The 15,386-nt window shown below is 43.8% G+C and carries 12 protein-coding genes and 3 rRNA genes; 11 read left to right on the forward strand and 4 right to left on the reverse strand.

All coding sequences use genetic code 11. The features are described from left to right. Window positions 1-14: 14 nt before the first annotated feature. A complete protein-coding gene (gene def, locus PVK79_RS01475; RefSeq protein WP_182735374.1) occupies window positions 15-521 on the reverse strand; it encodes a peptide deformylase in 507 nt (168 codons plus the stop codon). 118 nt (window positions 522-639) lie between these two features. Between def and PVK79_RS01480 the strand changes: the two genes are divergently transcribed. The 6 genes from PVK79_RS01480 to hemF all read left to right on the forward strand — a co-directional run bounded on the left by PVK79_RS01480 (window position 640) and on the right by hemF (window position 5,539). Then, window positions 640-1,761 (forward strand): LysM peptidoglycan-binding domain-containing protein, encoded by a 1,122-nt coding sequence (locus PVK79_RS01480; protein ID WP_145241768.1) that lies wholly within the window; start codon window positions 640-642, stop codon window positions 1,759-1,761. A 29-nt stretch (window positions 1,762-1,790) separates the two neighbouring features. After that, window positions 1,791-2,873, forward strand: coding sequence for a DNA-processing protein DprA (gene dprA, locus PVK79_RS01485; RefSeq protein ID WP_257325173.1), 1,083 nt, complete (start codon window positions 1,791-1,793; stop codon window positions 2,871-2,873). A 22-nt stretch (window positions 2,874-2,895) separates the two neighbouring features. Then, a complete protein-coding gene (locus PVK79_RS01490) occupies window positions 2,896-3,369 on the forward strand; it encodes a DUF494 family protein (RefSeq protein ID WP_145241772.1) in 474 nt (157 codons plus the stop codon). A 73-nt stretch (window positions 3,370-3,442) separates the two neighbouring features. After that, entirely contained in the window at window positions 3,443-4,015 is a 573-nt protein-coding gene (locus tag PVK79_RS01495; protein WP_182718494.1) for a DNA topoisomerase family protein, read from the forward strand. A gap of 37 nt (window positions 4,016-4,052) precedes the next feature. After that, complete coding sequence (gene tsaC / locus PVK79_RS01500; protein ID WP_182731936.1) at window positions 4,053-4,619, forward strand: L-threonylcarbamoyladenylate synthase type 1 TsaC; 567 nt, start codon at window positions 4,053-4,055, stop codon at window positions 4,617-4,619. A 2-nt stretch (window positions 4,620-4,621) separates the two neighbouring features. Continuing rightward, the gene (gene hemF, locus PVK79_RS01505; protein ID WP_149983190.1) at window positions 4,622-5,539 is read left to right on the forward strand and encodes an oxygen-dependent coproporphyrinogen oxidase; all 918 of its coding nucleotides are present in this window, start codon (window positions 4,622-4,624) and stop codon (window positions 5,537-5,539) included. 50 nt (window positions 5,540-5,589) lie between these two features. On the opposite strand, the gene PVK79_RS01510 is transcribed toward hemF, so the two are convergent. Next, entirely contained in the window at window positions 5,590-7,191 is a 1,602-nt protein-coding gene (locus tag PVK79_RS01510; RefSeq protein WP_145241780.1) for a methyl-accepting chemotaxis protein, read from the reverse strand. Between the two features lie 99 nt (window positions 7,192-7,290). Next, window positions 7,291-7,728, reverse strand: coding sequence for a group II truncated hemoglobin (locus PVK79_RS01515; RefSeq protein WP_145241782.1), 438 nt, complete (start codon window positions 7,726-7,728; stop codon window positions 7,291-7,293). Between the two features lie 67 nt (window positions 7,729-7,795). On the opposite strand from PVK79_RS01515, the gene aroE reads away from it, so the two are divergent. Further along, window positions 7,796-8,620 carry a shikimate dehydrogenase gene (aroE, locus tag PVK79_RS01520; protein ID WP_257325174.1) on the forward strand — a complete coding sequence of 275 codons (825 nt, stop codon included), beginning with the start codon at window positions 7,796-7,798 and terminating at the stop codon, window positions 8,618-8,620. Beyond that, window positions 8,617-8,871 (forward strand): DUF1488 family protein, encoded by a 255-nt coding sequence (locus tag PVK79_RS01525; RefSeq protein ID WP_145241786.1) that lies wholly within the window; start codon window positions 8,617-8,619, stop codon window positions 8,869-8,871. Before aroE ends, PVK79_RS01525 begins: the two co-directional genes overlap by 4 nt. Here PVK79_RS01525 and PVK79_RS01530 read toward each other — a convergent pair. Continuing rightward, window positions 8,868-9,401, reverse strand: coding sequence for a gamma carbonic anhydrase family protein (locus PVK79_RS01530; RefSeq protein WP_149983193.1), 534 nt, complete (start codon window positions 9,399-9,401; stop codon window positions 8,868-8,870). The genes PVK79_RS01525 and PVK79_RS01530 overlap by 4 nt on opposite strands. 602 nt (window positions 9,402-10,003) lie before the next feature. Between PVK79_RS01530 and PVK79_RS01535 the strand changes: the two genes are divergently transcribed. From PVK79_RS01535 to rrf, 3 genes are all read left to right on the forward strand, one after another. Next, window positions 10,004-11,545: ribosomal RNA gene (locus tag PVK79_RS01535) — 16S ribosomal RNA — on the forward strand. Between the two features lie 297 nt (window positions 11,546-11,842). Continuing rightward, a 23S ribosomal RNA gene (locus PVK79_RS01540) occupies window positions 11,843-14,729 on the forward strand. Window positions 14,730-14,929: 200 nt separating this feature from the next. Beyond that, a 5S ribosomal RNA gene (gene rrf, locus PVK79_RS01545) occupies window positions 14,930-15,044 on the forward strand. The 16S, 23S and 5S rRNA genes sit together here, the layout of an rRNA operon. The last annotated feature ends 342 nt before the right edge of the window (window positions 15,045-15,386 follow it).

Genomic DNA, 15,386 nt, shown 5'->3' on the forward strand with positions numbered 1-15,386 from the left:
TTATTACTAAGGTATTATTGCGCTGCTAACTTAGCTTCTTTTTCAAGTTTTTTACGAATACGTTGGCGCTTTAACGGTGATAAGTAATCGATAAATAGTTTACCCTGTAAATGGTCAAGCTCATGCTGGATGCAAATTGCTAATAGCTCATCAGCATCTAAACTAAACTCTTCGCCATTTTCGTTTAATGCGGTCACTGTTACAGTTTCTGCGCGGTCAACTTTTGCATAAGAGTGTGGCACAGATAAACAGCCTTCTTCACTTACCGTGGTGCCATCTTGTTTAGTGATTGTCGGGTTGATCAATACTAACGGTTTATCACGTTCTTCTGATACGTCAATGACCACAATACGTTGATGAATATCGACTTGAGTCGCAGCTAATCCAATGCCGTTTTCATCATACATAGTTTCCAGCATGTCTTTTACAATTTGGCGAATTTGGTCGTCAACTTGCACCACTTCTTTTGCTATTGTACGTAAACGCTCATCTGGAAATCTTAAAACTTCTAACCTAGCCATAGTAACCTTTTTCACTTGTGCTTAATTTAGGGTATTGTATGCTCTTATTTTAGCCATTCGCGTTCACCTTTAACAGGTTTTGGTTGATAATAATGAAAAAACACCACAAGGAAGCTCAATGAAATACCCATTACTCGCGGCAATGTTGGCATTAAGTGCTACTTTCCCATCGTTAGCAGATGTATTAACTATAAAAAAAGATGCGCCTAAACAATACGTTGTGAAAAAGGGCGATACACTTTGGGATATTTCAGGGGTTTATTTGCAAGAGCCTTGGCAGTGGCCGGAACTTTGGCAAATGAATCCACAAATTAATAATCCACACCTAATTTACCCAGGGGATGCACTGTCTTTAATCTATGATGAGCACGGTAATCCACGTTTGGTGATTAATCAGGGTTATAAAAAGCTTTCTCCACATGGTCGAATTGTACAAAAAGGTAAAAATGCGATCCCTACTTTACCTCTTGAGCTGCTGCGTCCTTACCTAATCTATGAGCAAGCACTAAATGCTGATGACATTGCCGATAAACCTTATATTTTAGGAGCCAATGTCAACACTAAAATGAATACCGAAGGCCATATAGTTTATGTTAAAGGTGAGCTGAAATTACACGAGTCATACGCTATTTACCGCAAGGGCGAAGCATATGTTGATCCGCAAACAAACGAAGTGTTGGCTAATAAAGCACAATTAGTGGCGGTGGGTCGTGTATTTAGAAAAGGTGATATTGCCAATGGTGTACCTGCTTCAGTTAAAATTGAACAGGTAAAGAGAGAGATCAAAGCGGGTGATTTTTTAATGCCTGCGATAGAAGGTCAGCTATTACCTGCGTATTTTAATATTCACCGTCCTGAGCAGCCAGTGCAAGGTGAAATCATCGCATCAGTGAGTGGATTACGAGAATTCAGCACAATGGATATTGTAGTGCTAAACTTAGGGTCAGAGCAGCAAATTAAAGAAGGCCACATTTTAGATATTGAGCGTCAATCACCGACTGTTTTTGATGGTCGTAATGGCCCACGCTACAAAGAAGATTCAAATAGCCTTGAAAAGTTAGTAACAAACGCCAACGAATTTTTTGGCGTTGAGGCAGATGCCGACACGACAGTGTGGCATATGCCAAAAGAACAGGTCGGTCAGCTAATGGTGTTTAAAGTTTATAAAAACGTTAGTTATGCCTTAATCGTAAAAAACCAGCACCCAATCCGAGTCGGTGATTTTGCAGTTATAAATTAATTCAGGTTTGAGTGCTCTAAGGAGGGAGCATGAAAGGTTCATCAGGCAAGCTAACCCATTGGCTTGCATTTTATTTATGTAAAGGCTTAGGTGTTAAAACCTTATTGGCATTGGCACAAAAACTGCCATTAGATGATTTGTTTGAGCTGACTCATGAGCAGCTTACCGGTCATGGTTTAAGCCCGCAGGTCGCCACTAATTTACTGGCAACCGATTGGCAGCAAGTTGACTATTATCAACAGATAATTGTTAACTCACAGATAACCGCAATTGATTACTTCGATCCTCACTATCCACCATTATTAAAAGAAATTGCTAGCGCGCCTTTATTGCTATTTTGCCGAGGCAATTTAGAGTTATTGACCAGTCCGCAAATCGCTATTGTTGGAAGCCGCAATGCCACGCCAATCGGTTTAGAGATCGCCGCTGAATTTGCTCATCAACTCACTTTGGCAGGATTAACGGTAACTTCCGGAATGGCGCTTGGTATTGATGGTGCTGCCCACAAAGGAGCGCTGGCGGGCAATGGTAAAACCATTGCAGTGCTTGGTACTGGAGTGGATGTTTATTATCCTAAACGGCATAAGTTACTCACCGATCAAGTATCCGAACGGGGGATGTTGGTGAGCGAGTTTTTACCCGGTACAGCCGCTAATGCTAATAACTTCCCAAGACGTAATCGTATAATATCTGGTTTGTCATTAGGTGTGTTGATTGTCGAGGCTGAAATAAAAAGCGGTTCGCTTATCACCGTGCGGTATGCGCTGGAGCAAAACAAAGAAGTTTTTGCAGTGCCTGGTTCAATTAAAAATCCACTCTCTGAAGCCAGTCACTTTTTAATTAAACAAGGTGCAAAGCTGGTGGAAAATGTCAGTGATATTCTAGACGAAGTGAGCTTTTTCTGCGAAAACAGTCTATATACTATAGAAGAAGCAACGGTTGATGAACCTGCCTGCGAAATACTAAACAGTGTTGGTTTTGAAGTAACAGCTGTTGATTTAATTGCTCAGCGTAGCCAGTGGCCAATAGATAAAGTGCAAGCACGTTTACTTGATCTTGAATTGGAAGATAGAGTAGAGCGTGTATTAGATGGCTATATTAGAGTTCGATAAGCTTAGTGTGGAGGAAAGTAACATGTTCGATATCCTCATGTATCTGTTTGAAAACTACATTCACAGCGAAGCCGAAGTCTTTGTTGAGCATAATGAACTCACTGACGAATTATTACGTGCCGGCTTTAATAAGCCCGAAATATACAAAGCACTTGATTGGCTTGAGCAGCTTGCTGACTTGCAGCACAGTGATGAATTCCCTTATTTAAACCGCCTCCCACAACATGCGATACGTATTTTCACCGATAGTGAATGCCACATGCTGAGCGTAGAGTGTCGGGGCTTTTTAATGTTTGTAGAACAAGTCGGAGTGATCAACAGCGCAACGCGTGAAATGGTTATGGATCGTTTGTTCGCATTAGATAAATCTTATATATCACTTGATGATTTAAAATGGGTGGTACTTATGGTGTTGTTTAATGTGCCAGGCTCAGAGCAAGCTTATGCACAAATGGAAGAACTTATTTTTGATGAGCCGGCAGAGGTACTACATTAAGCAAGTGCTGCGCTTGTATCTTTAATTAGTTTGGGTATATTAGGCGAAAATTAGTCAGCTGCTTAGGGAACACATGAGTAAAATCGACCAATCGCTTTTTTCTGCAAATCAACATGCCTTAGAAAAAGAATACGAAGTGTGCCCTAAATGCGGTTCAGAGCTTGTGATCCGCAACAGTAAATCAGGTCCTTTCCTTGGTTGTGCGAGTTATCCCGAATGTGATTTTATTCGCTCGCTTGCTCAACATGATACTCAACAAATCAAAGTACTTGATGATAGCCCTTGTCCAGAGTGTGGTAATCCGCTAGTAGTGAAGAATGGCCGCTATGGTATGTTTATTGGCTGTACGGGTTATCCTGAGTGTCACTATATTGCTCATGATGAGCCTGAGCCAAATGAAGAAGTTTTACCTGCTTGCCCTAAGTGTAAAAAAGGCCAGTTAGTGGCGCGTAGTAATAAATTTGGTAAAACATTTTATTCATGTAATAGCTATCCAAGTTGTAAATATACACTCAATCACAAACCAGTTAGCCATATCTGCCCCGCGTGCCAATGGCCAGTAATGATGCAAAAGCAAATGACCAATAGTGTTGTGCTACAATGCCCTCAGAAAAGTTGCTCGCATAAATTCACGGTGAGCGAATAATTACCGGCTTTAATTTTATTGTATTTGGAGATTTTCAGTGACTGATACTACCTCAGTTCCTTTAACTGCCCTTGCTGCTGTGTCGCAAGGCGGGGTTATTGTTTACCCAACCGAAGCTGTTTATGGCTTAGGCTGTGACCCCGATAATCAGCAAGCTGTGGAGCGCTTACTTGCAATAAAGCAGCGGCCATTTGAAAAAGGCTTAATTTTAATTGCCGATAATTATGGGCAATTATTAAAGTATGTTGATGATGCAAAAATTCCGATGGATAAACGCGCTGATATTTTTTCCAGCTGGCCCGGCGCAATTACTTGGGTTATGCCAGCGGCTAAAGGTACGCCTAAATGGTTAACAGGACAATTTGATAGTATTGCTGTGCGTGTAACTAATCACCCAACAGTAAAGCGCTTATGCCAAGAATTAGGCAAACCTCTTGTGTCTACTAGTGCTAACTTATCAGGACATGATACGGTCACTAGTATTGCAATGGCTAAAAGTGAGTTTGGCGAGCTGGTGGCATTTTATGTAGATGAACCACTTGGTGGTAACACGCAGCCTAGCACTATTAAAGATGTAATGACCGGCAAAGTATTTAGAGGATAACCATGCACAGCAATTTACTCGAACAAGTAAAAACCTACCTGATGGCCTTGCAAGACACAATTTGCCAAGGTTTAGAGCAAGCTGATGGCCAAGCCAAGTTTGTAGAAGACAGTTGGCAGCGCGAAGAAGGCGGTGGTGGCCGAACTCGTGTTATTCGTGGTGGCAATGTGATCGAGCAAGGTGGGGTGAACTACTCGCATGTGTTTGGTGCTTCGATGCCGGCATCGGCAACTGCGCATCGTCCAGAACTTGCTGGTCGTAGCTTCCATGCCTGTGGTGTCTCGCTAGTGATCCACCCAAACAATCCTCATATTCCAACGAGCCACGCTAACGTACGCTTTTTCATTGCAGAAAAGCAAGGTGAGGAGCCTATTTGGTGGTTTGGTGGTGGTTTTGACTTAACGCCATTTTATCCTGAGCTTGAAGATGTTCAACATTGGCATCAAGTCGCGCATGATTTATGTGCGCCGTTTGGAGATGAGGTTTACCCTAAATATAAAAAATGGTGTGACGAGTATTTTTACCTAAAACATCGCGATGAAACGCGCGGTGTCGGCGGTTTATTCTTTGATGATTTGAATGAAGCCGGGTTTGAGCAAAGCTTTGCCTTTATGCAAGCAGTAGGCAATGGCTTTTTAGGGGCTTATTTACCTATTATTGAACGTAGAAAAGCAACCCCATTTACTGAGCAGCAACGAGACTTCCAACTTTATCGTCGTGGCCGTTATGTTGAGTTTAACTTAGTGTGGGATCGTGGCACTTTATTTGGCTTGCAAAGTGGCGGACGTACAGAATCAATATTAATGTCGATGCCGCCGCTAGCGCGTTGGGAATATAACTATACACCCGAAGAAGGCAGTGCTGAAAATAAGCTATACGCTGACTTTTTAAAACCAAGAGACTGGTTAGGGCTAGCATAGTAAGCAGGCTGCCAGTCAATATCTGGTTTATTGACTGGCAACTTTAAGTATTACATCAATTTAAAGCTTCTTACTTGCTCATCCAGTGAACGCGCTAGATTTAACAGCTCCTCACTTACTTTTTGGTTATCGTTAGCATCCACTAATGACCGCTCAGCGTTATCACTAATACCAATAACACTCCTATTTATTTCCTCTGCGGCTAAGTTTTGTTGTTCTGTCGCGTCGGCTATTTGAATATTAAGTTGATTTATTTCATTCATCTGCATAGAAATATCTTTTAAAGCTTGAGCAACATTTTTTACTTGTTGCGCTCTAGCATCAGCCTCCTCACACGATTCACCCATGGTTTTAACCGTTTGCGCCGCTTCGGATTGTAGTTTGTCGATTGTGCGACGAATTTCATCGGTGGATGCATGAGTACGAGTTGCCAATGTACGTACTTCATCAGCCACCACAGCAAAGCCCCGCCCAGCTTCACCTGCACGTGCGGCTTCAATCGCAGCATTAAGAGCTAACAAATTGGTCTGTTCAGCAATACTGCTAATCACTTCGAGTACTTTTCCTACCTCAAGTGTTTGTACTTGTAGTTGACTTACTTGCGCTGCAGCTTGGCGAACATCGTCTGCTAATTGATTAATACTGAGTTCTGTTTGTTCAGCAACATGCATACTTTGTTGTGCAAGTTCATTACTGTTTTCTGATTTTTCAGAGGCAAAGTGAGTGGTGTTTTTTACTTCATTAGAGGAGCTCTCTAGTTCGTTTATAGCAGCTGCCACGGAGTCTGTATTTTTCTTTTGCTCTAAAATAGCGCGCTCAGTAGTATCCGCTGAGGTATAAATTTTTTCTGCTGAGTGGATCAATACTTTTGATGAATGAGATACTTGAGCAATATTATCTTTAAAGGTAGCGATCATCTTATTAAAGCTGGTGGCGAGCCAACCCAGTTCATCTTCAGCGCTATCGTCAATTCGCAGGCTTAAATCTTTGTTGGTTGTAGCTAAATGCATAGCATGACCTAGCTTTTTAAGGCGTACAATAAAAATTTGTCTAAACATAATGCCCAGTAATACAAAGGCAATAATAAAAATAATAGAGAGTAATGCGGTATTTACTAGGGTGTTGTAAGTCACCGCATTATCAATATCAGCTAATGAGTAACTAATTTTAACTACGCCGAGTACATCACCTTCTTGTGCTTGATGACAGCCAAGGCAATTAGTGCCTTTATAATCGCTACTGGCAAACATAGGGCGCAGAAAAGTTATACTGCGGCTATTATTTTGCTGATCAATTAGCAATGTTTCCTTGCCTTTTAAAGCCTCGCGTTCGATATCGTTGCTCGGCGCTTGATTTTTATTGCCCGGCCCATAAAGTTTATTAACAATTGGGGAGCGAATAATATGCGCATCTTCAATATTTGGGTGCTTGCGTAGTTTTTGGCTTAATAGCTCTCTATTTGCCATGGTGCCTGTGATCATCAAAGTATTGATAGAGTCAAAGTAGTTATCAGCAAGAAGCTTAATATTTTCTGCAACAGTGTCTTGCGCAAGCGTTCGTTGTTGGCTTGAGCTACTAAGAATACTGGCAATTAACACAATAATGCCTGTTAGGGCCAATAGGGCATAAATTTTATGTTGGATTGATTTCACACGCACGACGCTTTTTCTAAATATTTGATCACGTATTATCTATATTTAAAAAAAGGCCGTTTTGACTTAGCGCAAATAATGTGCAGTTAAAGAGAAGTGCTAGTGCTGATTAATCATATGACTGGCAAGTTGTGCCAAAGATTTACGTAACCCTTCTCGTAATAAGGGATTATCAATTTCCGCGTCTAACGCTTTATTCATGCAATACATCCATTGATCTCGTAAATCTTGATCAATTGGAAAAGGCATATGGCGTTTACGCAGCATAGGGTGACCATGCTTTTCAACAAACAAGTCTGGGCCGCCTAACCACCCTGATAAAAACTCAAAAAACACTTGGCGAATACGGTCCAATGGTTGAGGATGCATATCATATAACGGTTTAGCGTATTCATCGCTGGCCATAATGTCGTAGAATCGATTCGCAAGTGCTAAAGCACCAGCTTCTCCACCCATCAGTTGATAAGGTGTTTTTTCTGGCGTTGGTGCTTGCTGTTGTTCTGGTGGTTTCGATTTTGAAAAGAATCGTTTAATCATAGTTTTATCATCATTAATTAGCAGTAAGTTACGAGGTAATGTTACTGCATAAAGAGGTTGCTCAAATATGGACAAATATGCAGTTTTTGGAAATCCTATTAAACACTCAAAATCCCCTGCGATACATCAGCAATTTGCAACCTCATTGGGCGAACAAATCGAATACAGCGCAATATTAGCACCGATTGATGGTTTTAAAAAAGCCGTGGCCGATTTTTTTGCCACAGGCGGTAAAGGAGCTAATGTTACAGTGCCATTTAAAGAGCAAGCATTTGCGCTAGTTGATGAGCGAACTGAATTGGCAACCATTGTCGGAGCAGTAAATACTATTAAGTTATTAGATGATGGGCGCTTGCTAGGTGACAACACCGATGGCATTGGTTTTGTGAACGATCTGCTTGCGAATCAGGTTACCATTAAAGATAAACGGGTCTTACTTATAGGTGCCGGAGGCGCTGCACGTGGCGTGGTTTTACCGTTATTGGCACAACAGCCGAGTGAAATCATTATAGTCAATCGTACGGCAGCAAAAGCTAAGGAACTAGCTGAATTATTTGCCCAATACGGTAATGTAACTGGCTATGGTTTTGATGATTTGCCAGTAAGTGATTACTCGCTAATTGTAAACTCTACATCTAGCAGTATGCTTGGTGAATTGCCTGCGCTTGATAAAAAACACCTTGATGGCTGTGAACATGTTTATGATATGTTTTATTCACAGCAAAATACGCTGTTTATGCAATGGGCCCAGGGCTATAAGGCTAATATTAACGTACTTGATGGAAGTGGCATGCTAGTAGGGCAAGCTGCACAAGCCTATTTTGTGTGGCGCAATAATATGCCTGAAACACTCCCTGTTGTTCGGGCATTAAAAACCGGAGAGCTTGCATGAATCAAGCAATCCAATTTATCGACCGATTTGAATTTAACGTACAATCCCAGCTGTTAACGTTTTTTGCTCAAGTAAGTGGCTTAATGGTTGAATGTGTCATTGACACACACACGCTAGCATTGGCAGACCAACAAGCTGCAAAGTTACATTTTGAACAGGCGCGTTTTGACTATGAAGATATAGCCGAGCAACTAATCGAGAATGAAGAATATAACTCGGCAGGACAAATCATTGTTTCAGTGCTGAGTTAATCCTCAGCTAGATACTCATCTTTAAGCTCAACATAATTAGTTGCTGATATTTTTAAAAAACTCAGCTCTTGCTCGGTTAAAGGGCGCGCCTGCTTTACTGGACTACCCACATAGAGAAAGCCCGATTCCAAGCGCTTGTTTGGTGGGACTAATGAACCGCCACCAATTATCACATCATCTTCAACAATGGCATTATCCATTACAATCGCGCCCATGCCGACTAAAATACGATTCCCCAAACAACAGCCGTGCAACATAACCTTGTGACCAACGGTAACATCATCACCAATAATTAATGGATAACCATCTGGGTTACTTTTACTGGCACGCGTTAGATGTAACACGCTGCCGTCTTGCACGTTAGTACGTTCACCAATGCGTATATAGTTAACGTCCCCTCGTGCTGCTACTAATGGCCATACACTACTATCTTCACCTAATGTGATATCACCAACTAAAACAGCCGACTCATCTATATAAACAGACTGGTTAAAACGAGGAGTAATTCCTTTATAAGAACGGATTGCCATAAAACACCTAATAAATTAAGAATAAGTTCAATAGTAAGAGATAAATAGTGTAGCAGTAGAGCCTATAAAATGGCCAGCTAGGATCTGTGCTGTATACTAAACTAGCACTTTTGAGCTGTTTAGCGCGTAAATTGAACGAACAACACTTTATTTCAAGTTTTCTTTAAAAAACGCTTGCGTAAAATTCGCCGCGCCCTATAATGCGACCCCACTGAGACGGCAGACAGCAACGCTTAGCGAGGCAAGAGTTAATCAGTTAGTCGAGTAAAACTTGAGTTTAGATTTTTAAGAAAGTTTAAAATTAAGTGTTGACAAAAAAATAGGAAAGCGTAATATGCGCAGCCCTAGCGAGATAAAGTTTAACTTTAACCGCAACGTTCTTTAACAATATAAAGCAATCATCTGTGTGGGCACTCGTACAGATTGAGTTCTAACAGCCGAGCTTAGTTCGCTAAGCAAGGCAAAAAATTTAGAGTCTCAATTGAAACTGAGTGACCAACAGAAGTAACTTATTTATAAGTTGCTTCGGCACAGTCAATTCAATATCGAAAGATATTAAATAAATTCAGAATTCATTGAGCTGTCGAAAGACAAAAAACTTTTAATTGAAGAGTTTGATCATGGCTCAGATTGAACGCTGGCGGCAGGCCTAACACATGCAAGTCGAGCGGTAACAGAGAGTAGCTTGCTACTTTGCTGACGAGCGGCGGACGGGTGAGTAATGCTTGGGAATATGCCTTTTGGTGGGGGACAACAGTTGGAAACGACTGCTAATACCGCATAATGTCTACGGACCAAAGTGGGGGACCTTCGGGCCTCACGCCAAAAGATTAGCCCAAGTGGGATTAGCTAGTTGGTAAGGTAATGGCTTACCAAGGCAACGATCCCTAGCTGGTTTGAGAGGATGATCAGCCACACTGGGACTGAGACACGGCCCAGACTCCTACGGGAGGCAGCAGTGGGGAATATTGCACAATGGGCGCAAGCCTGATGCAGCCATGCCGCGTGTGTGAAGAAGGCCTTCGGGTTGTAAAGCACTTTCAGTAAGGAGGAAAGGGTAGTCTTTAATAGAGGCTATCTGTGACGTTACTTACAGAAGAAGCACCGGCTAACTCCGTGCCAGCAGCCGCGGTAATACGGAGGGTGCGAGCGTTAATCGGAATTACTGGGCGTAAAGCGTACGCAGGCGGTTTGTTAAGCGAGATGTGAAAGCCCCGGGCTCAACCTGGGAACTGCATTTCGAACTGGCAAACTAGAGTGTGATAGAGGGTGGTAGAATTTCAGGTGTAGCGGTGAAATGCGTAGAGATCTGAAGGAATACCGATGGCGAAGGCAGCCACCTGGGTCAACACTGACGCTCATGTACGAAAGCGTGGGGAGCAAACAGGATTAGATACCCTGGTAGTCCACGCCGTAAACGATGTCTACTAGAAGCTCGGAGCCTCGGTTCTGTTTTTCAAAGCTAACGCATTAAGTAGACCGCCTGGGGAGTACGGCCGCAAGGTTAAAACTCAAATGAATTGACGGGGGCCCGCACAAGCGGTGGAGCATGTGGTTTAATTCGATGCAACGCGAAGAACCTTACCTACACTTGACATACAGAGAACTTACTAGAGATAGTTTGGTGCCTTCGGGAACTCTGATACAGGTGCTGCATGGCTGTCGTCAGCTCGTGTTGTGAGATGTTGGGTTAAGTCCCGCAACGAGCGCAACCCCTATCCTTAGTTGCTAGCAGGTAATGCTGAGAACTCTAAGGAGACTGCCGGTGATAAACCGGAGGAAGGTGGGGACGACGTCAAGTCATCATGGCCCTTACGTGTAGGGCTACACACGTGCTACAATGGCGCATACAGAGTGCTGCGAACTCGCGAGAGTAAGCGAATCACTTAAAGTGCGTCGTAGTCCGGATTGGAGTCTGCAACTCGACTCCATGAAGTCGGAATCGCTAGTAATCGCGTATCAGAATGACGCGGTGAATACGTTCCCGGGCCTTGTACACACCGCCCGTCACACCATGGGAGTGGGTTGCTCCAGAAGTAGATAGTCTAACCCTCGGGAGGACGTTTACCACGGAGTGATTCATGACTGGGGTGAAGTCGTAACAAGGTAGCCCTAGGGGAACCTGGGGCTGGATCACCTCCTTATACGATTTAGAACTTATTTGTTCGTAGTGTCCACACAGATGATTGTTAATTAGTGCGTGTCCCTTTGGGATAACTAATTAATATGCTCTTTAAAAATTTGGAAAAGCTGATAATAAAATTCGTATAAATACAGTGTATTTGTACAGAGTTTTCAAAAGTAAAAAAGAATGATAGCAGTATCATTCAGTGCCATTTAATGAACGTTTTACGTTTGTTGATTGGTATCTACTTTAGTATTCAATATTAACTTCTGGCGAAGTTAAACTGTCACAAAACAAAGACCCGTTTGGGTTGTATGGTTAAGTGACTAAGCGTACACGGTGGATGCCTTGGCAGTTGGAGGCGATGAAGGACGTATTAACTTGCGATAAGCCTAGTCAAGCTAGTAAAAAGCACTTGAGACTAGGATTTCCGAATGGGGAAACCCACCTGCTTGCAGGTATCGTTAACTGAATAAATAGGTTAACGAGGCGAACGCGGAGAACTGAAACATCTAAGTACCCGTAGGAAAAGAAATCAACCGAGATTCCGAAAGTAGCGGCGAGCGAAATCGGAACAGCCCTTAAGCTTAATTGGTGTTAATGGAAGGCTCTGGAAAGTGCCACGATACAGGGTGATAGTCCCGTACATGAAAATCCCTTTTAAGTGAAATCGAGTAGGTCGGAGCACGTGAAACTTTGACTGAATATAGGTGGACCATCATCTAAGGCTAAATACTCCCAACTGACCGATAGTGAACCAGTACCGTGAGGGAAAGGCGAAAAGAACCCCTGTGAGGGGAGTGAAATAGAACCTGAAACCGTGTACGTACAAGCAGTAGGAGCCCACTTGTTGGGTGACTGCGTACCTTTTGTATAATGGGTCAGCGACTTATATTTTGTAGCGAGGTTAACCGAATAGGGTAGCCGTAGGGAAACCGAGTCTTAACTGGGCGACTAGTTGCAAGGTATAGACCCGAAACCCGGTGATCTAGCCATGGGCAGGTTGAAGGTTGAGTAACATCAACTGGAGGACCGAACCCACTAACGTTGAAAAGTTAGGGGATGACCTGTGGCTAGGAGTGAAAGGCTAATCAAACCGGGAGATAGCTGGTTCTCCCCGAAATCTATTTAGGTAGAGCCTCGGACGAATACTTACGGGGGTAGAGCACTGTTAAGGCTAGGGGGTCATCCCGACTTACCAACCCTTTGCAAACTCCGAATACCGTAAAGTAATATCCGGGAGACACACGGCGGGTGCTAACGTCCGTCGTGAAGAGGGAAACAACCCAGACCGCCAGCTAAGGTCCCAAAGTCATAGTTAAGTGGGAAACGATGTGGAAAGGCCCAGACAGCCAGGAGGTTGGCTTAGAAGCAGCCATCCTTTAAAGAAAGCGTAATAGCTCACTGGTCGAGTCGGTCTGCGCGGAAGATGTAACGGGGCTAAACTATGCACCGAAGCTGCGGATTCAAAATTTATTTTGAGTGGTAGGGGAGCGTTCTGTAAGCGGTTGAAGGTGTACCGGGAGGTATGCTGGACGTATCAGAAGTGCGAATGCTGACATGAGTAACGATAATGCGGGTGAAAAACCCGCACGCCGGAAGACCAAGGGTTCCTATCCCATGTTAATCAGGGTAGGGTAAGTCGACCCCTAAGGCGAGGCCGAAAGGCGTAGTCGATGGGAAACGGATTAATATTTCCGTACTTGGTATAATTGCGATGGGGGGACGGAGCAGGCTAAGCAAGCATGGCGTTGGTAGTCCATGTGAAAGTGAGTAGGCTAGTGACTTAGGTAAATCCGGGTTGCTGTTAGGCTGAGACACGAGACGAGTCACTAAGGTGATGAAGTTGCTGATGCCATACTTCCAGGAAAAGCCTCTAAGCTTCAGATTATACCGAATCGTACCCCAAACCGACACAGGTGGTCAGGTAGAGAATACTAAGGCGCTTGAGAGAACTCGGGTGAAGGAACTAGGCAAAATCGTACCGTAACTTCGGGAGAAGGTACGCTCCGATTGGTGATGGGATTTACTCCCTAAGCTGATTGGAGCCGCAGTGACCAGGTGGCTGGGACTGTTTATTAAAAACACAGCACTGTGCAAAATCGCAAGATGACGTATACGGTGTGACACCTGCCCGGTGCCGGAAGGTTAATTGATGGGGTTATCTTCGGAGAAGCTCTTGATCGAAGCCCCGGTAAACGGCGGCCGTAACTATAACGGTCCTAAGGTAGCGAAATTCCTTGTCGGGTAAGTTCCGACCTGCACGAATGGTGTAACCATGGCCACGCTGTCTCCACCCGAGACTCAGTGAAATTGAAATCGCAGTGAAGATGCTGTGTACCCGCGGCTAGACGGAAAGACCCCGTGAACCTTTACTACAGCTTGGCACTGAACATTGAACCTACATGTGTAGGATAGGTGGGAGACTTAGAAGCAGAGACGCTAGTTTTTGTGGAGTCGTCCTTGAAATACCACCCTTGTAGTTTTGATGTTCTAACGTTGGCCCCTGAATCGGGGTTACGGACAGTGCCTGGTGGGTAGTTTGACTGGGGCGGTCTCCTCCCAAAGAGTAACGGAGGAGCACGAAGGTTGGCTAAGTACGGTCGGACATCGTACGGTTAGTGTAATGGTAGAAGCCAGCTTAACTGCGAGACAGACACGTCGAGCAGGTACGAAAGTAGGTCATAGTGATCCGGTGGTTCTGAATGGAAGGGCCATCGCTCAACGGATAAAAGGTACTCCGGGGATAACAGGCTGATACCGCCCAAGAGTTCATATCGACGGCGGTGTTTGGCACCTCGATGTCGGCTCATCACATCCTGGGGCTGAAGTCGGTCCCAAGGGTATGGCTGTTCGCCATTTAAAGTGGTACGCGAGCTGGGTTTAGAACGTCGTGAGACAGTTCGGTCCCTATCTGCCGTGGGCGTTTGAGAATTGAGAGGGGTTGCTCCTAGTACGAGAGGACCGGAGTGAACGAACCGCTGGTGTTCGGGTTGTCATGCCAATGGCATTGCCCGGTAGCTACGTTCGGAACTGATAAGCGCTGAAAGCATCTAAGCGCGAAGCAGGCCTCGAGATGAGTTCTCACTAGAGCTTTAAGCTCTCTGAAGGGCCGTTGAAGACTACAACGTTGATAGGCAAGATGTGGAAGCATAGTGATATGTTAAGCTAACTTGTACTAATTACCCGTGAGGCTTAACCATACAACGCCAAACGCGTTTTATGTGATAGTTGATAGCGCAAGAAGTTAATAGACTAAAGTAGATATTTACTGAAAACTTTTATTATCAGAATTCCAAATTTATAAGGTGACTCTTAGCGCTTAGCGTTAAAGTTGAGGCACCTTGCGCAAAGGAAATGTAAGCACTACGTGCTTTGTCATTACTCCTTTGCACCCTATTTGCTTGGTAACAATAGCGTTTTGGACCCACCTGACCCCATGCCGAACTCAGTAGTGAAACGAAACAGCGCCGATGATAGTGTAGCATTTGCTATGTGAAAGTAGGACATTGCCAGGCTCCAAATAAGAGAAACCCGTTACAGCGATGTGACGGGTTTTTTGTTGTCTGGTATTTAATAAATAGCCAAGACCCCATGCCGAACTCAGTAGTGAAACAAAACAGCTCGAAGGCGAGCCCCGGCCAATGATAGTGTAGCATTTGTTATGTGAAAGTAGGTCATCCTACTGCGCAGCACACCATGGCTTCAAATTTAGAAAGCCCGACTAGTAATAGTCGGGCTTTTTACATCAGCAGTAAAGTGAATGAGTGAGTTGGTGAGGAAGACAGCGTTAACCTTTTGAGATGCGTGCACTGCTATTTTTAATCATGAGAAACTAGTCAACTCGCACTCTTTATAAA

The organism is Pseudoalteromonas rhizosphaerae, from assembly GCF_028885455.1.
GTDB lineage: Bacteria > Pseudomonadota > Gammaproteobacteria > Enterobacterales > Alteromonadaceae > Pseudoalteromonas > Pseudoalteromonas rhizosphaerae.

What these genes read in the sequence shown, in the direction of transcription:
- aroE (WP_257325174.1), top strand. Translation starts at nt 7,796, where the DNA reads ATGGACAAATATGCAGTTTTTGGAAATCCTATTAAACACTCAAAATCC.
- PVK79_RS01530 (WP_149983193.1), bottom strand. Translation starts at nt 9,401, where the DNA reads ATGGCAATCCGTTCTTATAAAGGAATTACTCCTCGTTTTAACCAGTCT.
- PVK79_RS01525 (WP_145241786.1), top strand. Translation starts at nt 8,617, where the DNA reads ATGAATCAAGCAATCCAATTTATCGACCGATTTGAATTTAACGTACAA.
- PVK79_RS01490 (WP_145241772.1), top strand. Translation starts at nt 2,896, where the DNA reads ATGTTCGATATCCTCATGTATCTGTTTGAAAACTACATTCACAGCGAA.
- def (WP_182735374.1), bottom strand. Translation starts at nt 521, where the DNA reads ATGGCTAGGTTAGAAGTTTTAAGATTTCCAGATGAGCGTTTACGTACA.
- dprA (WP_257325173.1), top strand. Translation starts at nt 1,791, where the DNA reads ATGAAAGGTTCATCAGGCAAGCTAACCCATTGGCTTGCATTTTATTTA.
- PVK79_RS01515 (WP_145241782.1), bottom strand. Translation starts at nt 7,728, where the DNA reads ATGATTAAACGATTCTTTTCAAAATCGAAACCACCAGAACAACAGCAA.
- PVK79_RS01495 (WP_182718494.1), top strand. Translation starts at nt 3,443, where the DNA reads ATGAGTAAAATCGACCAATCGCTTTTTTCTGCAAATCAACATGCCTTA.
- PVK79_RS01480 (WP_145241768.1), top strand. Translation starts at nt 640, where the DNA reads ATGAAATACCCATTACTCGCGGCAATGTTGGCATTAAGTGCTACTTTC.
- hemF (WP_149983190.1), top strand. Translation starts at nt 4,622, where the DNA reads ATGCACAGCAATTTACTCGAACAAGTAAAAACCTACCTGATGGCCTTG.